This window comes from uncultured Roseovarius sp. (genome assembly GCF_947259555.1).
Lineage (GTDB): Bacteria > Pseudomonadota > Alphaproteobacteria > Rhodobacterales > Rhodobacteraceae > Roseovarius.
Genome location: NZ_CAMYMD010000085.1, coordinates 17,558 through 38,198 on the forward strand (window position 1 = coordinate 17,558; position 20,641 = coordinate 38,198).

The window sequence follows — 20,641 nt, forward strand, 5'->3', positions numbered from 1 at the left end:
GCCCCCATAGTGCGCGCACCATCGTCAACCCTCCCGCTTCTCGAAATCAATCCTGGGGTCGACCAGCACATACATCAGATCCGACAGGATACCGACCACGAGGCCAATCAGACCAAACAGAAACAGCGTGCCGAACATCACCGGATAATCGCGGCCCACGGCGGCCTCGAACCCGAGCCGCCCCAGACCGTCGAGGCTGAAAATCGTCTCGATCAGGACAGAGCCGCCGAAAAACACCCCGATGAACACCGCCGGAAAGCCCGCGATCACGATCAGCATGGCGTTGCGGAAGACATGACCATAGAGCACCCGGCCCTCGCCCAGCCCCTTGGCGCGGGCGGTCATCACGTAATGCTTCTTGATCTCGTCGAGAAAGCTGTTCTTGGTCAGCAGCGTCAGCGTCGCAAAGGCCGAAATCGTCGAGGCGATGACCGGCAGCGCGATGTGCCAGAGGTAATCGGCGATTTTTCCAATGAGGCTCAACTGCTCGAAATTATCCGAGGTGAGGCCGCGCAGCGGGAAGATCTGAAAGTAACTCCCGCCCGCGAACAACACCAGCAGCATGATGGCGAACAGAAACGCCGGGATCGCATAGGCCACGATGATCAGCCCGCTTGTCCACGTGTCAAATGTCGATCCATCCTGCACCGCCTTGCGAATGCCGAGCGGGATCGACACCAGATAGGCAATCACCGTGGACCACAGGCCAAGCGTAATACTGACCGGCATTTTCTCCAGCACCAGATCCAGCACGTCGATCTTGCGGAAATAGCTCTCTCCGAAATCGAAGCGCATGTAGTTCCACATCATGTTGACGAACCGCTCCAGCGGCGGCTTGTCGAGGCCGAATTGCTCTTCGAGTTCCGCGATCAGTTCCGGCGGCAACCCGCGCGCGCCGACATATTGCTCATTACCTCCGGCCGCGCCCACCATGTCCTGCCCGGTATCCGAGCCCGAGCCCGAGAAGCTCTCGAACACATTGCCCTGCCCCTGCATGTTGGCGATCATCTGCTCAACCGGACCGCCCGGCACGAATTGCACCAGCGCAAAGTTGATCACCATGATACCAAAGAGCGTCGGCACGATCAGCAACAGCCGCCGCAGGATATAGGCCCCCATCTCAGTGGATCTCCTGGATCAAAGCGCGCCCGCGTCTTTCAGCGCCTGCGCCTTTTCTTCGTCATACCACCAGAAATCAAGCACGCCGGTGGCATAGGCGGGCAGCGGTTCGGGATAGTCATACATGTCCCAATAGGCGACCCAGCTCTTGTCGAGATACCAGGTCGGGATCATGAAAAACTCATGCCGCAGCGCCCGGTCGAGCGCGGTCAGCGCAGTGTTCTGCTCCTCGGTCGTGGTCGATTCGAGCGCCCGGTCGATGATCGCATCGACCATCGGGCTCGCCAGCCCCGCCGGGTTGAACAGGCTGAACGCGGCCTCTTGGCTGCCATAGCGCTGATGCAGGCCGGTGCCCGCCTCCAGAAACGCCACGTAGCTGTCAAAGATCAGGTCATAATCGCGGTCGCGCTCGCGGGCGGTGTATTGCGCGGCGTCGATCTTGTCGAACCGCGCGTCGATGCCCATCAGTTGCAGGTTCGACACAAAGCTTTCGACCACCGCCGACATGGTGGCGGAGCCAGAGGCCGAAATCGGGATCTCGATGCTCAGCAACTCGCCTTGCGCGTTGCGCCGCTTGCCGTCGTCGCCCACCGGCCAACCCGCCTCATCCAGCAGCTTCATCGCGCGCCGCAGATTGCGCCGGTCATTCAGCCGGTCGCCATTGGACTCGTGCGCCATCACTGCCGGTTCACTCAGCATCTCTTGCGGCACCAGATCACCCAAGGATTTCAACAGCTCCAGTTCCGGCCCCTCCGGCACGCCCTCGGCCTGCAAGGGCGTGTCCTGCACAAAGGAATGGCGCTGTTTGAACAGGCCATATTGCAGCGATTGGTTGGTCCATTCGAAGTTGAAGCCGAGCGCAATCGCGCGGCGCACCCGCTTGTCCTGCAACACCTCGCGCCCGAGGTTAAAGACAAAGCCCGACGGTGTCGGCGGCAGCCCGTCGGGCAGCTCCTCTTTCACCACATACCCCTGATTGGCCGCCGGGAAATCATAGCCCGTCGCCCATGTCTTGGAATTGCCCTCGGGACGAAAGGTGTAGATCCCTGCCTTGAACGCCTCGAAGGCGGCATTGTCATCGGCGAAATACTCGATCCGGATGCGGTCGAAATTGTGCCGCCCCTTGTTGATCGGCAGGTGCCAGCCCCAGTAATCGGGATTGCGTTCATAGACAATATTGCGGTTCACCTCCGAGCTTTTGACCTGATAGGGGCCGGACCCCGGTGCCGCCTCCAGCCGCGGCTCGTCGAGCCGCGCGTCGTTTTCCTCATACCATTTCTTCGGGAAAACCGGCGTGCCGCCGACCTGATCAATCAAGGAGCGGCGCGAGATGCCCTCGGCAAAGGTAAACTTGACCCGGTGATCGTCCAGCGCCTCGGCGCTCAGCACCCGGCGCTTGACCGCCTCGGCATAAGAGCGCAGCCCCTGCTCCAGAAAGAGGTTATGCGAGAACACCACATCCTGCGCGGTGACCGGCGTGCCATCGGCAAACCGCGCCTCGGGGCGCATGTGGAAAATCACCCAGGTCTTGCCCTCGTCATATTCGAGGCGTTCGGCCAACAGCCCATAGCTTTCGTTATAGCGATCCCCCGGCAGCGGCTCTCCGGTCGCCTCGGACCCGCCCAAGAGGCTCTCATAGACCATCCACGACAGGCGCCCGGCCCGCCCCTTGCGCGAATAAGGGTTCATCGAATCGAAGGTGCCGGGGGCATAGAGCGAGATTTCCCCACCCTTGGGCGCATCCGGGTTCACGTAATCGAAATGTTCGTAATCGGCGGGATATTTCAGATCGCCAAAGAACGAATAGCCATGCGAGGTGATGACCTTCTCATGCTCATCTGCCGCTGCCGCCTGCGCCATCAGCGCCGCGATGCTCAGACCCGCCAACAGGACCATGCCGCGCCAGATCGCAAAAATGTCGAAACCCGGGGCCTTGGCCGGGGCTTGGTGTCCGGTCATGTCATCCTCCTGCTGTCGCACCTATTCTGTATCTGGCGCTTGATCCGTTTCCGGCAAGCTAAGGAGGGGGGGCAGCTTGTTCAAGCGCCGATAGCCGTGGCCCATGAAAAAGGCCGCCGCCCGGTGGGGCAGCGGCCATGATCACGGCAGCTTGTCCGGCTCAGTTGCCAGCAGTTTGCAGATAGGCCATCAGGTCGGCCCGGTCCTGCTCGTCCTTGAGGCCGGGATAGCCCATCCGGTTGCCCGGCGCGAATTCGCGCGGGTTCTCGATCCACGCGCTCAGACGGTCCAACGTCCATGCGCCGTCGAGACCCGAAAGCGAATCCGAATAGTTGAACCCGTCAACACTGGCAATATCACGGCCCACGACGCCATAAAGATGCGGACCGGCACCGTTCTTGCCGTCCTCAACCTTGTGGCACGCCTGGCAGCGACGGAAGAGCTTTTCGCCCGCGCCCGCATCGGCGGATGCGACCATCGCGGCGAATTCAGACCCGCCTGCATCCGCGCTTTCGGTCGCCTCGGCGGGGGCCTCTTCGGCGGCTTGCTCTTCGGCAGGCGCTTCCTCGGCGGGTGCCTCTTCGGTCGCCGCTTCCTCTTCGGTCGCCGCTTCCTCTTCGGTCGCCGCTTCCTCTTCGGTCGCCGCTTCCTCTTCGGTCGCCGCTTCCTCTGCAGGTGCTTCCTCGGTCGCCGCTTCCTCTGCCGGTGCCTCTTCAGCAGCGGCCTCTTCAGCCGGGGCCTCTTCAGCAGGCGCTTCTTCCGCAGCGGCCTCTTCAGCAGGCGCTTCTTCTGCCGGTGCTTCTTCCGCAGCAGCCTCTTCAGCCGGGGCGTCAGCGGCGGCCTCGATCACGATATCCGTCTCACCATCCGCCTGATCAAGGTAAGCAATGACATTCGCACGGTCCTCGGATTTGCCCAGACCGGCAAAGCCCATGCTTGTGCCCGGCGCATACCCTGCGGGATTTTCAAGGAACGCATACAGGTTCTCGGCGCTCCAGACATCCGCCGCCTCGCTCAGAGCGCCGGAATAGCCGTAGCCGTCTACCGCGCCGACGTCCCGCCCGACGACATCATAAAGATGTGGGCCAACGCCGTTTGCGCCATCCTCGAGCACGTGGCAGGCCTTGCACTTGTTGAACACGCGCTCGCCCTTGGACGCATCCGCAGAGGCAAAGATCGCGGCCATGTCAGGCCCTTCGTCGACGACTTCCTCGGTCTCGTCCTCGCCGGTGTCGATCACATAGCCTTGCGCATGATCCTCACCATGCCCGCCGCCCATGGAATAGATTGACTCGGCTGCCCAGTTGCCCAGCAAGAAAATGAGCAGGGCCCCGCAAAACGCCCCGGCGGTCTTGGTCAGTGTCATTGTGTCGAACATTGGCTCGCTTCCGTTTGCTCTGTCGCTTGGGCGCGTATCTATCCGCTTCCCCTACTGCCGCGCAAGGTGTAGTTTCCGCGACCAAACGCCCTGACGGGCCGAAATGACGGAAAAACAGCATGATCAACCGCATCGCCTTTCAAGGAGAGCTTGGCGCATATTCGCATCAAGCCTGCGTTGAGACATATCCCGGGATGGAGCCTCTGCCCTGCCGCACCTTCGAGGACGCGATTGCGGCGGTGCGCGAGGGGCGCGCGGATCTGGCCATGCTGCCGGTGGAAAACTCGACCTTCGGGCGGGTCGCCGACATCCATCACCTGCTGCCCGAATCGGGGCTTCATATCGTCGGCGAGGCCTTTGTGCGGGTGCATATCAACCTTCTGGCCCTGCCCGGCGTGCGCCTCGACCAGATCGAGACCGCGATGAGCCACACCATGCTGCTCGGCCAGTGCCGCGCCTTTCTGGAGCGCCACGGCATCCACCGCTTGACCGGCGCCGACACCGCCGGGTCCGCCAGACAGGTGGCCGAAGAGGGGCGCCCGGACCTTGCGGCACTCGCCAGTGAACTCGCTGGCGAAACCTATGGGCTCGAGATTGTCGCACGTCACATCGAGGATCAGGGCACAAACACCACCCGCTTTCTGGTGATGGCGCGCGAGCCCGATTTCGCACAGCGCGGCGAAGACGGGATGATGACCACCTTCGTCTTCCAGGTGCGCAACATTCCCGCCGCGCTCTACAAGGCGCTTGGCGGCTTCGCCACCAATGGCGTCAACATGACCAAGCTGGAAAGCTACATGATCAACGGATCGTTCACAGCCACGCAATTCTATGCCGATATCGAGGGGCACCCCGATGAGCCCGCCGTCGCGCGCGCGCTGGATGAGCTGGATTACTTCACCTCGGACATCACCATCCTCGGCGTCTACCCGGCAGATCCGCGCCGGCACGACAGCGCCTGATCGCACCGCCACGCTCAGACGTTGCGCTGAGACCGCTCTTCGACATCCATCGCGTAATCGGCCAAACGCAATTTGAACCGCTTGTTCAGATTGCCGCGTGCCAGTTTGAGGGATTGCAACATGAACCGCGCGGCCATGGTGCGCGGCTCAAGGACAAGCGTCACCGTCATCCGCGTGCGCCCGCGTGACAGCGCAACCAGTTCGACCAAAAAACGGCCCTGAACAGAGGATGACGTGTAATCCAGCACGAGACCGTTGGGCGGGTCATACTCCGAAAGTTCGAGATTGACCTCACGCTGCTTGCCGCGAAACCTGAACGAAGTATACCAGCTCATCCCGACACCCGGATCGGTCAGCACATCAGTGCGCTTGACATCCGCGCCACGCCGGAGCGCGGACCGCTCGAATGCGTGAAAGTCCGTCACCTCCGCGAAAACCCGCTCGATTGGCGCTTCGATGTCTTCCTTGCTGGTAAACTGCATTCCCTGAGTGCCTTTTCGCCTTGTAGGTGCCACCTCTCCCGGAGGGCATTGTCGCGTCAATCCAGCCGGTCGGCAAGCCAGTTCTCCAACAGGAAATGCGCAATCGCACCCTTGCGCGCAGGCAGCAGAAACGGATGCTCGCCGGCAAAGGCCGCAAGGATCTCTTCCCGGCTCATCCAGCGGGCATCCTCTATCTCGTTTGGATCCATGACAATCTCGTGGCTCAGCGCCACGCCACGACACCCGAACATCAACGAGGCCGGAAACGGCCAGGGCTGGCTCGCCAGATACTCCACCTGCCCCACACGGATTCCCGCCTCCTCCCAGACTTCTCGGCGAACGGCGGCCTCGAGTGTCTCGCCGGGTTCAACAAACCCTGCCAAAAGCGAATACATCCCCTCGGGCCAGCCCGGTGATCGCCCCATCAAGACCGCGTTGCCCCGGGTTATGAGCATGATCACCACCGGGTCGGTCCGCGGAAAATGCTGCCCACCGCAATGATCGCAGGCGCGTTGCCACCCAGAGCGAATCATGCGGCTCTCCTCGCCGCAGCGTGCACAGAAACGGTGCGTCACATGCCAGCCGAACACCGCCTTGGCGGTCGCGGCCAGTTCTGCATCCCGAGGGCTAAGGCCGGACATGATACGCCGCAGCTCCGCAAAAGCGGACCCCGCCGGGAGATCTGGATGCACCTGTTCTGTGGCATCCAGAAAACTGTCCAATTGCCCCGGCTCCAACCCCGGAGGAACCCAGGCGGAAATATCATGCGCCAGGATCAATTCGCCCGTGTCCTCACGACCCAAAAGGATGGGCGGCACCTTGTAGCGGGCCAACACCGGATGATCGGGCGTCACCCGGACCAGACGATCCAGACCATCGCCCACCACAAGGGGCTTGCCCCGCCAAACCACGACGACACTGGCACGCCCCGCCGCGACGGCGGCCGCAATCGCGGCCTCATCCCCGCGCAAGTCGTCCGCGCGATCAAGCGCCGATCCTCCGAATGTCACACTCTCTGCTCGTCGCATGGGCTGCCTCTTTCTGGTCCCTCCTTCTACACGATGGGACGCGGCAGAGTACAAGACCCAAGACCGTACCGTCGCACACAAACCCGTATTTGCAACTTATAGTGAATTGATCTCGTGAGGCCGACATGCAAAAGGTTATCTGCGTCTTTCGCGTTTTGTACTTTTGTTGGTTGTAAAGGGTATGGCGACAACCTCCGGCAGCGGCGTGCACCGGGCAATGGAACGAAGTATTAGCTATTTTGTGCAACACCGAACAGACATGTCAGCCCCCGGTCGGGACACGCCTGACGGTTCGCCTGCTCCAGACAACCGATGTGCATGGCCACCTCCTGCCATTTGACTATTTCACCAATCAGCCGGATCGGCCCTGGGGTTTGCTGCGCCTGGCCACACTGATTGCCCGCGCCAGGGAACAGGCAGGTGCCGCGCATTGCCTCTTGCTCGACAATGGCGATTTTCTGCAAGGAACGCCGCTCAGCGATCTGACCGGCCAGCCCGGTCATGGCTGGACGGGGCCGCATCCCGTCATAGATGCAATGAACCGGCTGGGCTATGATGCCGGCGCCCTCGGCAACCACGAATTCAATTTCGGTCTCGACTGGCTGACCGAAACACTGAGCGAGGCGCGGTTTCCGATCGTTTGCGCCAATGCCATCACGCAGCGCGGGGCCCATGCGACCGACGACAGGCCACTGATGCCGCCATATTCCATCATCGCCCGGGAACTGCGCGATTCCAATGGCAAACATCACACCCTGCGCGTCGGTATTCTCGGCCTTGTGCCAACCCAGATCATGACATGGGACAACGACCGGCTCGCGCAGCGCCTCTACGTCCGGGACATGGTGGACACCGCCCGCGCGTGGCTGCCAGAGATCCGCGCCGCCGGGGCGGATATCGTCGTTGTGATGGCCCATACCGGCATTGACCCTGGCCCTGATCGGCCAATGATGGAAAACGCCGCGCGCGCCATCGCCAGGCTGCCGGGCGTCGACGCCCTGCTTGCAGGGCACAGTCACAAGTGCTTTCCCGGCCCGGCGCATGATGGCGTCGAAGGTGCCGACACGACACGCGGCACGCTGCACGGCATACCTTGCGTGATGGCGGGCTTTCGCGGCGATCATCTGGGGCAGCTCGACCTTGTATTGACGCGTGACATTGAAGGCGCGTGGCGCGTGGCGGATCACGACGCCAAGCTGTTGTCGACCGCGAGTGCGCCGCCTTGCCCGGCGCTTGCCGCCGCGCTCGAGCCGGCCCATGCCCATACCCTGACACTCACGGCGCGCAAGATCGGCGAGACCACGGCGCCGCTTCACAGTTATCTGGCCGTGCTGCGCAACGATCCGATCACGCAAATTGTGAATGATGCGCAACGGCGCGCGATGCGGCATGCGCTGTCGGATGGGCCACATGCGCACCTCCCCCTTTTATCAGCCTCGGCCCCGTTCAAGACCGGCGGACGTGGCGGGCCGACGCATTTCACCGACATTCCCGCAGGCCCCCTCTGCCTGCGCAATATCGTCGATCTCTACGGGTTTCCCAATACGCTTTGCGGCCTCAAGGTAACCGGCGCCGACCTGCGCGACTGGCTGGAACGCGCCGCGATCCGCTTCAGGCAGATCGTGCCCGGCACACAGGATCAACCGCTGCTCGACCCCTCAGTCCCCGGACATGACTTCGACGTGATCGACGGCTTGACCTATGCCATCGACCTGAGCCAGCCACCGCGCTACGACCTGTCCGGCGCGCTGATCAACCCGGACGCCCACCGCATCCGCGATCTGCGCCACAATGGTCAGGAGGTGCGGCAGAACAGCCACTTCATATTGGCCACCAACAGTTATCGCGCGCATGGCGGCGGCCCGTTTGCCGCCTTGGCCGACCGCTGCCTCATTCACACAGACACCCATCCGGTGCGGACGCTGCTGGCCGAGCACGTGACAGAGATCGGGCAGGTCGAGCCTGCGGCCCGTGCCACGTGGCGCTTTGAGCCGATAGAGGACACTTCGGTTATCATCGAGACCGGGCCGGGCCTGCGCGCCTACCCCCAAGACATCGCCGCCCTCGGCCTGACGGACCTCGGCCTTGCGCCCTCGGGCTTCATAAACCTGCGCATGTGGCTGTCCGGGCGTGCCGACCCGCCAAACTGCCTCACACACCCTTGCGAATCTCCAATATCGGGCCTATCTAGCCATTGAGAGGTTGGCGCGGGCAGGCACCTCGCCAACCCGGTCAGATCCGGAAGGAAGCAGCCGTAACGAGCCTCGCTTGGGTCGTTGTCCAGCCTCTCACCCTTTCCCCCACTAGTCCGTTGGAAACAAAGCCCCTGCAAACAGGGGCTTTGATCGAAAACACAGATCCTGGCAAACTCATCCGACGTGATTATCAGATCCGAGCCGTCGGACGGCCTGGGCCAAGACACACACAGCGTTTGCTCTGATCCGAACTGTGCGGCTTGTCCCACCAGACAAAATTGAATTGAACGATCACCACGAGGATCTTCGCGGTTTACTCCGGCAGGTCGTGGATATGAACGGCCGGGCACACCTCTCTGGCCATGTCGCGGAGATGGGCATGGTGGGTCAGGTAGATCACCTGTCCGGTCTCGCTCATCCTTGCCAAAAGACCGAAGGCCTCGGCGGCGCGATGATCGTCGAAGCTCTCCATGATGTCATCCGCGATAAATGGCACAGGGCCGCTGTTGCGGGCAAACTCGTGGTATCCGGCGATGCGCAGCGCCAGGTAAAGCTGCGCTCTTGCGCCGTCCGAAAGCTGATCGGCGTGTTTGGAGCCGCCGTCGGTCGCCAGCGCCACCAGGATTTCACTGGCACCGTCGGGCTGTGCGGCCAGACCCGAATAGCCGTTTCGAGACATGATGCGGAACGCCTCCGAGGCCCGCTCCAGCATGCCGCTGCGATGCGTGTCGCGATAGCTTCTGAGGGCGGCGTCGACGGCAAGGAGGCCGAGGCGTTGCCGCAGGTGACGCCGGGCGCCTTCCTCGATTTCCAGCAGCAGGGTCTGGCGCTGTTCGTCCAGCCGCGCCACGGCACCGTCACCGCCCACGGCCTCTACCGCCTCGTGGGCCTTGCGAAACGTGTCCTGCGCGTCTTCCTGGGTGGCGCGCAGCCTGTCCAGGTCGTTTCGCAGGCTGTCTGCGCGCGCCGCGAGCGCGTCGGCGTCAACCCCTTCGAGCCGCGCGCGCGCCGCTTCAACCGTGCTGCTGCGCATCCGGGTGCAAAGGTCTTCGGCCAGATCGCGCCGCGCCGCGCGCACTCTCGATAGCTCTCCGGCGCGGGTCAGCGCATCGCGGGCCTCTGCCCAGGTGGCGGCCCCGAAATGGCGGGCAAATTCGGCGGTGCGACCCTGGTGAATCCTGGCGGCCTCCTCGACCTCGCCGAGGCTCTGCCGGGCCGCCATCAGGCGTTTTTCGATGTCGGCGCGCCGCGCCTCCTCGCGGTCTGCGGCGCGCAGACGCGTGGTGAGGGTGCGCCAGAGGTAGGGTGCCGGGCCGTCGACCGCCAGCCCGAGCCGGTCTGCCAGTGCCTTGACCGCCTGTTCGAAGCTGTCGATGTTGGCCTGCATGGTCTGCGTGCGGTGTGTCAGATCGGCGACCTCGCGGTGATGCTCGCGCAGGCGATCGAGTTCTTCGAGGATCGCGCGCATCTCGGCGACGCCGGGCGATGCGCCTGCCATCCAGGTCTCGGCGCAGGCAGCCTGCCAGGCATCGTGCCAGTCGGCCTGTGCGTCGAGGGCGGATTGCAGCGCAGCTTCGCGGCGATTGAGATCCTGCTGCGACTGCGCAGCAGTCTCCTGCAAGCCCTCGATCTGGGTGGCGCGGTCGAGCAGGGATTGCGCGGATTCGAGCGCCGGGGCCAGCCCGGTGTCACGCGGCATCTCATAGCCCATGCGGGTCAGCGCGGCCAAAAGATCGGCCCGTGCCCGCGCGACGCGTTGCTGGTGGCGGGCCTGATCGCGCAGGGCGCCCTCATGGGTGTCCGCCGCCTGTTGCGCCGCGTCCAGCCGATCCAGCCAGGCGCGGAACGCTGGCATGTCCATGTCGGCGGGAAGGGCGCCAGAGACAGACGCCACGGTCGCGGCCAGATCCCGCGCCAGCGCGTCGCACCGCGATTTAGCCTGGTCCGCCTGGTCACGGGCCGTTTCGACCTGCCGTTCGGCCTCGGCCAGATCCCGGTCGGCCCCGGCTGCCTTTTCGGCATGGGCGCGATGTTGCGCGAGCGTGGCCGTCACCTGATCGTCAAGGCGCAGGGCCTTTTCAAAACGGTCGGCGGTGTCGCCTGTCAGGGCGGCACGGTGACATGACCATTCGGTTTCGCGCCGCGCCCTGATTTGCGCGGCCTCTTCGATGGTCACCAATGTCGTGGCGCCGATGGCGTCGCGTTTCGCCCGCGCCTGTTGCAGGGCGAGGTCGAGTTGATCCAGACGGTCTTGCGCGCGCTCGGCGTCTCTGCCCGCTGTGGCAATCTCCGCCTCGAGCTGCTCGAGGGCGGCGTGGTCGGGGCGTGCCAGATCCGCCAGCGCGGCGGCCTCGCCGGACCAGGGGGCCAGCGCCGCCAGCGCCCGTTTCAACTCTGCCGCCGTCTCCTCCGCCCGTGCCTGCGCGCGATCGCATGCGCCGGTCGGATCGTCGCGCCGAATGCCCTGCACCAGACCGTCGAGCCCGCCAAGGTCGGACGCATTGCCCCCGGCCTCTTGCAAGCGACGTGTCGCACGTTGCAGGGCGGCGCGGGCGTCCTCCACCTCCGTGTGCGCGGCCTCAAGGGCTGTTTCGAGGCCGGAATTCCGCTCGATCAGGTCCCGGATGCGGCCAAGTGCGCGCGCGTCCGGCAAAAGGGTGACCGGATCTGCCCCGGTCTGCCCGAGACGCGAGAGGCTTTGCTGCATCGCCTCGGTTCTCGAGGCGAGATCGCCGTGCCGCCGGGGCAGATCCTTGATCGCCTCGTCATGCGCCGATTTCAGGCCCTCGACCTCGGCGATGGTCTCACGCAACTCCAGAACAGGCCGATCCGGCACACAGCCTTGCAGTTCGGTGTCCAGCCCTGCCACGGTCGCCCGCGCGGTCTCCAGCCGGGTGGCGATGGCGGCCTCTGCGCGGTCCAGCTCGGGCAGCTCGGTGAGCCATCCCTCGGGCGGGTCCGGTAACGCGCCGTAACCGGCAATCTCGGCGTCGAGGCGCTCCAGCCTTGGCAAGAGCGGGATGGCGGCGCTCAGGCGCTCGGTCTCGAGCACCTCGGCCTGTGCGGTTTCAACCGCCTCTCGCGCCTCTTGCCATGCGTCCCGGGCCCTGTCGCGGTCCGTCGACAGGCGGGCATATTCGGCCGCGGCGGTGTCCAGATCCCTGATCTGCCTGCCCAGGTCGTCAAAGGCGGCACCAAGCTCGCGCAGCGCGCCCTTGCGCCCGGTCCTGTTCAGAAACACCTCGGACTCGGCGCGCAACTCGTCCAGTTGCGCGGCCAGATCGGTCAGGCCGGCGCTGGCCTGAAAGAGGAGTTCGCCCAGGTCGCCCTTGCTGGCCAGGATGCTCTCGCCCCCGTCGTCAAGGGTCTGCCGGTTGAGCGAGAACATTGCCGCGTAAGACGACCGATCAAGCCCGCGCAGCCCGCCATGCAACAATGCCTCGCCCACCGGCGCGCCGCTCGTATCGAGCAGCGAGGCGTCGCGCTTCTTGACCCGGACCAGATCATGCGTGCGCCCGTCAATCTCGAGCGCGGCCCCCAGTTGCATGGTCTGATAGGAATGAAGAAACGCCATCCGGCTTTGCACGGGGATCTGGAACAGAAAATCAAGCCAGCCGTCGAGCAGGGTGGATTTCCCGGCCTCGTTGGCCCCGTAGATCACGTGCAGGTCGGGGGTGCCGGGGGCGGGCGCCGGAAAGGTGAGGCTCACGTCGGTGAACTTGCCATAGCGGGTGAGGTCGAGCCGGTTCAGTCGCATCGCTCAGCCCCCGTTTTCTTCGAGGCGCGCGAGCACCTCCATCGCGCCCCGCTGCATCGCCTCGGTGATGGCGGCGGCGGTCTGTTCCTCGCTGTCGCCCAGCAGCCCCCGCAACTCGCGCGGGAGGTGTTTCAGCAGGCGATCGACCTCGGCCTGTACCGCCGGGGCATCGGGGGGCAGGCCTGCCTGCTCGATGATCCGCGCCAGTTCGCCCACCGCGCCAGCCGGAGAGGCGGTCGCGCCGGTATCCAGAGCGACCTCGATCTTGTCGATCCAAAGCGTGCCGATCTGCTCTGCGACGGCCTGTGCCTCGGCGTGCAGCACATCGGCGTCACGCCCGATCCTCCAGGCCAGCGGTGTCGCCCCGGTCAGCACGGGCCGCACGATCAGGTGCTCGCCCGCGTGCTCGCGCCGCGCCGCGCGAATGGCGTGTTTCATCGCCTCCACGAGATCGGGCCAGTCAGAGAGCTGGCCGCACGCCACCACGAGCCGCTCGAACTGCGCCACGGCAAGGTGGCGTTCCGCGAGATCGACCGCCCCGTCATCGGCCACCGATACCAGCGTGACCGACTTGGCCCCGGCCTCGCCGATGTCGCGCCCCTGCGGGATGCCGGGCATGACCACGGTCGTGGCACCGGGATAGGCGGCGCGCTGGTGGATATGCCCCAGTGCCCAGTAGTCGAACCCGGTGGCCTGAAGATCCGACAGGGCGCAGGGCGCGTAGGGGTCGTGCCCCTGCGCGCCGCCCAGCGAGGTGTGCAGCAGGCCGATATTAAACGCGCCCCGCACCGGGGGCAGGAACCGGTCGAGCAGGCTCTCGGGGGCGTGGGGGTCGCGGAACGAAATGCCGTGCACCGCGACCGCATGCCCGCCCCAGGTGGTCTCATTGACGTCAGCCTTGCCGGAAAACACCGTCACACTGTCCGGCAGCATCAGTTCGCGCGTGATCTTCGAGGCGGCGTCATGGTTGCCGCGGATCACGAAGGCCGGGATGCCGGCGGCCGCCAACCGCTCCATCTCCTGTGCGAGAAAACGCGCCGTTTTCATCGAGGTCTGGCCGCCATCGTACAGGTCGCCCGCGATCAGCAGGGCCTGGACATCCTCGGCCAGGCACAGATCGACGATCCGGGCAAACGTGGCCCGGGTGGCGTTGCCGACAAGCTCGGCCAGTCCTTCATCGCGCAGGGCAAGGGATTTGAGGGGGGAGTCGAGGTGAATATCCGCCGTGTGAACGAACTTGAATGCCACCTCGACCCCGCGTTGCTGATGAAAGCTTTGGCTGACCTTGCGACTACGCCGCGGTGACCGTCAAGCGGGAAGTACACAATCCGCCTTTCGGCAAGGATCAGGGCGATATAACCGACGTCATGACCCTGCCGGATGGCCTGCCCCCGCCGGAGCGCCATTCAGGTATCGAGATCATGGCACCGGGTCTGTTTCTGCCGCGTGTCTTCGAGCCTGAGCCGTGTCGCCACCTGATCGGTCTTAATAACGACGCGCAAGCGGCGCCTCACACCGGCATCAGCACCCAGTAATCCAGATCGAGCAGCACATGCGGCAAATACTTGCCGTCCTCGCCCTTGAGCGTGAACGGCGCGCCGCCCTTGGTCGCCACCAGCCGCAGGCGCAGCGCGCCGACGCCCGGCGCATCCACCTCGGCGCGGTCCAGCACCTCGGACCACGCGCGCACGGTGTCGCCCGCAAAGCACGGGTTGGCGTGGCTGCCTGCATTGATCGCGGCGATCATCTGCGCATTGGCCAGCCCATTAAACGACAGCGCCCGCGCCATCGAGATCACGTGCCCGCCATAGATCAGCCGCTTGCCATCGGCGCGCGGCGTGGCGTCGAAATGCGTCTTCGAGGTGTTCTGCCACAGCCGCGTCGCCATCATGTGCTCGGCTTCCTCGATGGTCACGCCGTCGACATGGTCGATCCGCTCGCCCACCTCGTAATCGCCGACCCGGTGCGGCTCGCCGGCCAGCCCGAAATCGTAATGGCTGAAATCGAGCCCTGCGGGGATCACCAGATCGCCCGGGTCCACCACCGCCGCCGTCTCGGGCACCACCGCCTCGGGGGCGGGCGCATCAAGGTTGTTCTTGCGCACCATCACCCAGCGCACAAACTCCATCACCGGCAAATCGTGCTGGTTGACCCCCGTGGTGCGCACATAGACCACCCCGGTCTTGCCGGATGAATTCTGCTTCAGCCCGATTACCTCGGATTGGCTGCGCAGCGTGTCGCCGGGATAGACCGGGCGCAGCCAGCGCGCCTCGGCATAGCCCAGATTGGCCACGGCATTGAGCGAAATATCCGGCACCGACTTGCCAAACACGATGTGAAACGCGGCCATGTCGTCGATCGGGCTGTCGGGCAAGCCGCTCGCGCGGGCAAATTCATTCGAGGAATAGAGCGCATGCCGCGCCGGATAAAGCGCATGATAGAGCGCCCGCTCACCCCCCGACACGCTGCGCGGCACCGCGTGGCGGATCACCTCACCCAGCCTGTAATCCTCGAAAAACCGCCCCGGATTGGTCTTCATCGTCACTGCTCTCCCAGCTTCATATAAGGCGCATACGCGCCCTCTTTCTCCTTCACCACGGCCTGCCCGCAGCGCATCACGCCATTGGCCCCGTCAAAGGCATAGGTCGGATCGCCGTACAGCTCCCAACCGGCGTTCAGCGCCGCCGTCACCTTGTGGCAAAACTCCGACGCGTCGTCGGCAGAGAGAAAACGATAGAGTTTCATAGGCTCACCCCGGGAACGGCCAGACACCCAGCCAGTTGTGAACAAAGGTCATGACAAGGAACAGCACCACCGTGATGATCACGAGCAGCACATCCTTTTTCGCCTCGCCCGGTTCGGGGCGCTCCCATTCTTCCGAGAGGTTGATCACCACCACCTCCAGCACCGCCCAGGCCAGCAGCCCGCCAAACAGCACCAGCGAGGCCAGGTCGCCATTGACCAGCAAATGCGCCACCGCCCAGATCTTGACGGCGGTCAGCTGCGGATGCCGCATCGCCCCGCGCAGCCGCCCCTTGGTGGCGCTCATGCCGTAGACAAAGACAGCCGCCAGCATCATCAGGTTATTGAGATGCACCGTCCAGCCGGGCGGAAACCAGATATTGACGAAATCCGCCTGCCGATAGCCATAGATCATCAGCACCAGACCGGCCAGAATGCCCACGGCCGCCAGCCCCTTGCCCGCATTGCCCATCCGTGCGCGCAGATCGGGCGCCACCCGTTTGAAGAGATGCGCCGCGACCCAGAGGATCAGCCCGAGGATAAGGTACGTCATTGGTTGCTACTCCGCTGCCATGTCCCGTATCGCCTGCGCGCGGGCAAGAGTGCGCTGTGCCGCGACGACATGCAGATTCTCCACGATCTGACCGTCGACCACCGCGATCCCCTGCCCCGAGGCCCGGCTTTCTTCATAGGCTGCGATCTGGCGTTCGGCCAGTTCAATCTCGGAATTGTTGGGGGAAAACGCCGTATTCGCAATCTCAAGCTGCGCGGGGTGAATGAGCGTCTTGCCATCAAAGCCCAGATCGCGCCCCTGCTCACATTCGGCCTTCAGACCATCCCCGTCACGGAACCGATTGTAAACACCATCAACCGTGACAATCCGCGCGGCACGCGCGGCCATCACGATCATTTGCAGGGCACACCACAGCGGCATGCGATCCGCCCGCACCCGACAGCCGAGATCCTTGATCAGGTCATTGGTCCCGGCAACCAGCCCGGTGACCTGACGGTGCGCCGCGATCTCGCGCGCGTTGAACACGCTGACCGGCGTTTCCATCATCGTCCAGACGGGCAGATCTGCGCCGATCACATCTGACAGGTTGTCGATATCCGAGGGCGTGTTGACCTTGGGCAAGAGGATCGCGTCGGCGCCAGCATCGCGCAGCGCGCGGGCGTCTTCCAATCCCCATTCGGTGGTCAGTGCATTGATCCGCACGATCTTGGACCGCTTGCCATAGCCGCCCTGCCGCAGCGCATCCACCAAAGTGGCGCGGGCCTCGGCCTTGGCATCAGGGGCGACGGCATCCTCCAGATCAAAGATGATCGCATCGGTCGGCAAATCGCGTGCCTTTTCCAAAGCGCGCTCTTTCGAGCCGGGGATATAGAGCACCGAACGATAGGGATGCGCGTTGCTGTCCATGGGTCTGCCCTCTCTCGTATTCTGCTGCATGCAATAATCTTGCGCAGGAATGGCACTTTTGAACGTAAAAGTTCAAGCCCCTTTTTGCCGCGATGCAGCATCCGCCCCCGTCGCGGCGCATTAACCGGTTGTTCACCTCTCCTTTGCCAAGCTGATCCCGAGACGGCAGGGACAAATCCGAAGAAAGGATGAGACGATGCTGCGACAACTGATCCCGGCGCTTGCCGTGCTTGGCCTTCTTGCAAGCGGCGCACAGGCGCAATCGCGCAATTGTGCCCCGCGCGAGGTGGTGTTGGACCGCCTCGCCACCGCTTACGGCGAGACGCGGCACTCCATGGGACTTGGTGCGCAAGGCGTGGTGATCGAGGTGTTCGCCTCGCAAAGCTCCGGCAGCTGGACGATCACGGTGACGCGGCCCGGCGGTCTGACCTGCCTGATTGCCAGCGGTCAGGCATTCGAGGCGCTGGCCGACCCACTGCCAGACCCCGGCAACGACGCCTGAACAGCGCCTGTCAAAGCGCATCGAGAATGAGCTTGGCCCCGGTCACCGCCAAAAGCACATAGGTAATGCCAAAAAACGCGCGTTCCGGCACGACCCGGTGCGCGCGCACCCCGATCCAGGCGCCCAGCAGCGCAAAGGGGGCCAGCGCCAGATCAATCAGCAGGGTCTGTGCGGTAAAAAGGCCCAGCACCGCATAGGGCACCGCCTTGGCGATATTCAGCACGAAGAACAGGATCACCGTGGTTGCCTGATAGCGCGTCTTGTCGATCCCGCGCGACAGCAGGTAGACGGCGGCAGGCGGCCCGCCCGCGTGGCTCACAAAACTGGTAAACCCCGCGACCATCCCCGCCAGCATCCCGGCCCATGCCGGCAAGGCGCGCCGCGCGCCCCGGATCACACCGCTTCGCACCAGCACCTGCCAGACCACAAATCCGAGCGCAATCGCCCCGATCAGCAGGCGCAACAGATCGGCATCCGCCACCCGGTAAAACACCACGCCGAGCGCCACGCCGGGCAGCCCGCCTAGGATCAGGACCAACGCCTCCTCGCGCCCCCATTGCCGCCAATAGGGCCGCAGGGTGGCGACGTCGATCAGCATCAACAGCGGCAGCATGATGCCCAAGGCCATGCCCGGTTCCACGAAAAGCGCCAGAATCGCCGCCCCCGCAAACGCCGCGCCAGAGCCGAATCCGCCCTTGGAGACGCCCGCGAAGAGCGCCGCCAGCACCCCGATCGCAAACACGTCCCAGCCCATGGCTCTCCCCTAAATCCAGCGATTTTCTGCACTTTACCGGCATGCACGCGCATGCGACAGCCCGGCCCCCGCATTTGCCGCAGTGCAGCACCCTTGCATGAAACCGAAAATCCGACTAGGCCCAAGCGCAACTTTTCAACCGATGGAGACTATCCAATGGCCAGACCCAAGATTGCGCTGATCGGCGCCGGACAGATCGGCGGCACGCTCGCCCATCTCGCGGTGCTCAAGGAACTGGGCGATATCGTGCTCTTTGACATTGCCGAAGGCACCCCCGAGGGCAAGGCGCTCGACATCGCAGAATCCGGCCCCTCCGAAGGCTTCGACGCGGCGCTCAAGGGCACGCAGTCCTACGAGGATATTGCGGGCGCGGATGTCTGCATCGTCACCGCCGGTGTCCCGCGCAAGCCGGGCATGAGCCGCGATGACCTTCTGGGAATCAACCTCAAGGTCATGAAATCCGTAGGCGAAGGCATCGCCGCCAACGCCCCCGACGCCTTTGTCATCTGCATCACCAACCCGCTCGACGCGATGGTCTGGGCGCTGCAAAAGTTCTCAGGGCTTCCCGCGAACAAGGTCTGCGGCATGGCCGGTGTGCTCGACTCTGCCCGCTTCCGCCACTTCCTCAGCCTGGAATTCAACGTCTCGATGAAAGACGTCAGCGCCTTCGTTCTGGGCGGGCATGGCGACACGATGGTGCCCTGCGTGCGCTATTCCACCGTGGCGGGCGTCCCGTTGCCCGACCTGATCAAGATGGGCTGGACCACGCAGGAAAAACTCGACGCGATCCTGCAACGCACCCGTGACGGCGGCGCCGAGATCGTCGGCCTCTTGAAGACCGGCTCGGCCTTTTACGCCCCCGCCACCTCGGCCATCGAGATGGCAGAGGCCTATCTCAAAGACCAAAAGCGCGTCCTGCCCTGTGCCGCCTATTGCGATGGCGAACTGGGCGTGAAGGGCATGTACGTGGGCGTGCCCACCGTGATCGGCGCGGGCGGCATCGAGCGCATCGTCAACATCTCGCTCAACAAGGACGAGCAGGAGATGTTCGACAAATCCGTCGACGCGGTCAAAGGCCTCGTCTCGGCCTGCAAGGAAATCGACGGCGCGCTCGCCTGATCGACAACCGCTGGGAAATGGTGCGGGGCTGGATAATTTCCAGCCCCGATTCTTTTCGGATTGGTTATTTCTTACGCAATCACGTTTGTGATCACACGATTTACCCGTGTGATCACAAAACCCCCAATTTCACCTGAATTGGCCCGAAACCGCAAAAAATCGTTTAAGGCGGGCATGATTCTATGTCTATACCTGTCCTAATCGCAGCAAAACGGGACAGTTTCATGAATATCCATGAGTATCAGGCGAAGGCTCTGCTTCGCTCTTACGGCGCCCCGGTGTCGGACGGGCGCGTCGTACTGCGCGCAGAAGAAGCCAAGACAGCCGCCAGCGCACTCGACGGGCCGATCTGGGTGGTCAAGGCGCAGATCCACGCAGGCGGGCGCGGCAAGGGCAAGTTCAAAGAGGCCGGTGCCGGTGATGCGGGCGGTGTGCGGCTCACCAAATCCGTGGAAGAGGCCGCCGACGAAGCCAAGAGCATGCTGGGCCGCACGCTGGTCACCAAACAGACGGGGGCCGCGGGCAAACAGGTCAACCGGATCTATGTCGAGGATGGCTCTGGCATCGAGACGGAAATGTACCTCGCCCTGCTGGTGGATCGCGTGACCTCCCGCGTCAGCTTCGTCGCCTCCACCGAGGGCGGCATGGATATCGAAGAGGTCGCCGCCTCCACGCCCGAAAAGATCCTCAGCTTCTCGATTGATCCCGCCACCGGCTATCAGCCGTTCCACGGCCGCCGCATCGCCTTCAACCTCGGCCTCACCGGCGGGCAGATCAAGCAATGCGTCGCGCTGATGGGCACGCTCTACAAGATGTTCATCGAAAAAGACATGGAGATGCTCGAGATCAACCCCCTTATCGTCACCGACAAGGGCGATCTGAAATGTCTCGACGCCAAGATGAGCTTTGACTCCAACGCGATCTATCGCCACTCGGACATCGCCGAGCTGCGCGACACCACCGAAGAGGACTCCAAGGAACTGGAAGCCTCGAAATACGACCTCAACTATATCGCGCTGGATGGCGAGATCGGCTGCATGGTCAACGGCGCGGGGCTGGCGATGGCGACGATGGACATCATCAAGCTCTACGGCGCGGAGCCTGCCAACTTCCTCGACGTGGGCGGCGGGGCGACCAAGGAAAAGGTCACCGAGGCGTTCAAGATCATCACCTCCGATCCGAACGTCAAAGGCATCCTCGTCAACATCTTCGGCGGCATCATGC

The 20,641-nt window shown here is 63.9% G+C and carries 18 protein-coding genes and 1 other RNA gene; 7 read left to right on the forward strand and 12 right to left on the reverse strand.

Annotated elements, in window-relative coordinates; translation table 11 throughout:
- Nucleotides 1-24: 24 nt before the first annotated feature.
- The 3 genes from Q0X85_RS14250 to Q0X85_RS14260 form a co-directional block, all read right to left on the reverse strand.
- On the reverse strand, nt 25-1,119 hold the full coding sequence (locus Q0X85_RS14250; RefSeq protein WP_297772960.1) for a microcin C ABC transporter permease YejB: 1,095 nt from the start codon (nt 1,117-1,119) through the stop codon (nt 25-27).
- A gap of 18 nt (nt 1,120-1,137) precedes the next feature.
- On the reverse strand, nt 1,138-3,078 hold the full coding sequence (locus Q0X85_RS14255; RefSeq protein WP_297772961.1) for an extracellular solute-binding protein: 1,941 nt from the start codon (nt 3,076-3,078) through the stop codon (nt 1,138-1,140).
- A 160-nt stretch (nt 3,079-3,238) separates the two neighbouring features.
- Nucleotides 3,239-4,456 carry a cytochrome c family protein gene (locus Q0X85_RS14260; RefSeq protein WP_297772962.1) on the reverse strand — a complete coding sequence of 406 codons (1,218 nt, stop codon included), beginning with the start codon at nt 4,454-4,456 and terminating at the stop codon, nt 3,239-3,241.
- Nucleotides 4,457-4,575: 119 nt separating this feature from the next.
- On the opposite strand from Q0X85_RS14260, the gene Q0X85_RS14265 reads away from it, so the two are divergent.
- Nucleotides 4,576-5,418, forward strand: a complete 843-nt coding sequence (locus Q0X85_RS14265; protein ID WP_297772963.1) for a prephenate dehydratase — start codon at nt 4,576-4,578, stop codon at nt 5,416-5,418.
- A gap of 14 nt (nt 5,419-5,432) precedes the next feature.
- Here Q0X85_RS14265 and Q0X85_RS14270 read toward each other — a convergent pair whose 3' ends face one another.
- Together Q0X85_RS14270 and nudC are read right to left on the reverse strand one after the other, a co-directional pair.
- A complete protein-coding gene (locus tag Q0X85_RS14270; protein ID WP_297772964.1) occupies nt 5,433-5,900 on the reverse strand; it encodes an SRPBCC family protein in 468 nt (155 codons plus the stop codon).
- 56 nt (nt 5,901-5,956) lie between these two features.
- Nucleotides 5,957-6,928, reverse strand: coding sequence for an NAD(+) diphosphatase (gene nudC / locus Q0X85_RS14275; RefSeq protein WP_297772966.1), 972 nt, complete (start codon nt 6,926-6,928; stop codon nt 5,957-5,959).
- A 239-nt stretch (nt 6,929-7,167) separates the two neighbouring features.
- Here nudC and Q0X85_RS14280 point away from each other — a divergent pair, with 239 nt between their 5' ends.
- Together Q0X85_RS14280 and ffs are read left to right on the forward strand one after the other, a co-directional pair.
- A complete protein-coding gene (locus tag Q0X85_RS14280; protein ID WP_297772967.1) occupies nt 7,168-9,126 on the forward strand; it encodes a bifunctional 2',3'-cyclic-nucleotide 2'-phosphodiesterase/3'-nucleotidase in 1,959 nt (652 codons plus the stop codon).
- Nucleotides 9,124-9,222, forward strand: an RNA gene (ffs, locus tag Q0X85_RS14285) — signal recognition particle sRNA small type. Before Q0X85_RS14280 ends, ffs begins: the two co-directional genes overlap by 3 nt.
- 214 nt (nt 9,223-9,436) lie before the next feature.
- On the opposite strand, the gene Q0X85_RS14290 is transcribed toward ffs, so the two are convergent.
- Nucleotides 9,437-12,880 carry an AAA family ATPase gene (locus tag Q0X85_RS14290; RefSeq protein WP_297772969.1) on the reverse strand — a complete coding sequence of 1,148 codons (3,444 nt, stop codon included), beginning with the start codon at nt 12,878-12,880 and terminating at the stop codon, nt 9,437-9,439.
- 3 nt (nt 12,881-12,883) lie between these two features.
- Nucleotides 12,884-14,128, reverse strand: coding sequence for a DNA repair exonuclease (locus Q0X85_RS14295; protein ID WP_297772972.1), 1,245 nt, complete (start codon nt 14,126-14,128; stop codon nt 12,884-12,886).
- A gap of 53 nt (nt 14,129-14,181) precedes the next feature.
- Between Q0X85_RS14295 and Q0X85_RS14300 the strand changes: the two genes are divergently transcribed.
- Nucleotides 14,182-14,415, forward strand: coding sequence for a hypothetical protein (locus Q0X85_RS14300; RefSeq protein WP_297772974.1), 234 nt, complete (start codon nt 14,182-14,184; stop codon nt 14,413-14,415).
- Here the strand turns inward: Q0X85_RS14300 and Q0X85_RS14305 are convergent.
- The 4 genes from Q0X85_RS14305 to Q0X85_RS14320 are packed head-to-tail and all read right to left on the reverse strand — an operon-like array spanning nt 14,391 to nt 17,042.
- A complete protein-coding gene (locus Q0X85_RS14305; protein WP_297772993.1) occupies nt 14,391-15,419 on the reverse strand; it encodes a MaoC family dehydratase in 1,029 nt (342 codons plus the stop codon). The two genes, Q0X85_RS14300 and Q0X85_RS14305, sit on opposite strands and share 25 nt — an antisense overlap.
- A 2-nt stretch (nt 15,420-15,421) precedes the next feature.
- The gene (locus tag Q0X85_RS14310; RefSeq protein WP_297772976.1) at nt 15,422-15,625 is read right to left on the reverse strand and encodes a DUF1737 domain-containing protein; all 204 of its coding nucleotides are present in this window, start codon (nt 15,623-15,625) and stop codon (nt 15,422-15,424) included.
- A gap of 4 nt (nt 15,626-15,629) precedes the next feature.
- Nucleotides 15,630-16,175 carry an NnrU family protein gene (locus Q0X85_RS14315; RefSeq protein ID WP_297772979.1) on the reverse strand — a complete coding sequence of 182 codons (546 nt, stop codon included), beginning with the start codon at nt 16,173-16,175 and terminating at the stop codon, nt 15,630-15,632.
- Between the two features lie 6 nt (nt 16,176-16,181).
- On the reverse strand, nt 16,182-17,042 hold the full coding sequence (locus Q0X85_RS14320; protein ID WP_297772982.1) for a CoA ester lyase: 861 nt from the start codon (nt 17,040-17,042) through the stop codon (nt 16,182-16,184).
- A gap of 196 nt (nt 17,043-17,238) precedes the next feature.
- Here Q0X85_RS14320 and Q0X85_RS14325 point away from each other — a divergent pair, with 196 nt between their 5' ends.
- The gene (locus Q0X85_RS14325) at nt 17,239-17,544 is read left to right on the forward strand and encodes a hypothetical protein (RefSeq protein ID WP_297772985.1); all 306 of its coding nucleotides are present in this window, start codon (nt 17,239-17,241) and stop codon (nt 17,542-17,544) included.
- A 10-nt stretch (nt 17,545-17,554) separates the two neighbouring features.
- Here the strand turns inward: Q0X85_RS14325 and Q0X85_RS14330 are convergent, their stop codons facing one another.
- Nucleotides 17,555-18,298 (reverse strand): sulfite exporter TauE/SafE family protein, encoded by a 744-nt coding sequence (locus Q0X85_RS14330; protein ID WP_297772988.1) that lies wholly within the window; start codon nt 18,296-18,298, stop codon nt 17,555-17,557.
- A 156-nt stretch (nt 18,299-18,454) separates the two neighbouring features.
- Here Q0X85_RS14330 and mdh point away from each other — a divergent pair, with 156 nt between their 5' ends.
- Together mdh and sucC are read left to right on the forward strand one after the other, a co-directional pair.
- Nucleotides 18,455-19,417, forward strand: a complete 963-nt coding sequence (gene mdh / locus Q0X85_RS14335; RefSeq protein ID WP_297772990.1) for a malate dehydrogenase — start codon at nt 18,455-18,457, stop codon at nt 19,415-19,417.
- A 224-nt stretch (nt 19,418-19,641) separates the two neighbouring features.
- Nucleotides 19,642-20,641, forward strand: a 1,000-nt coding sequence (gene sucC, locus Q0X85_RS14340; RefSeq protein ID WP_297772991.1) for an ADP-forming succinate--CoA ligase subunit beta, incomplete at its 3' end; no start/stop codon positions are given.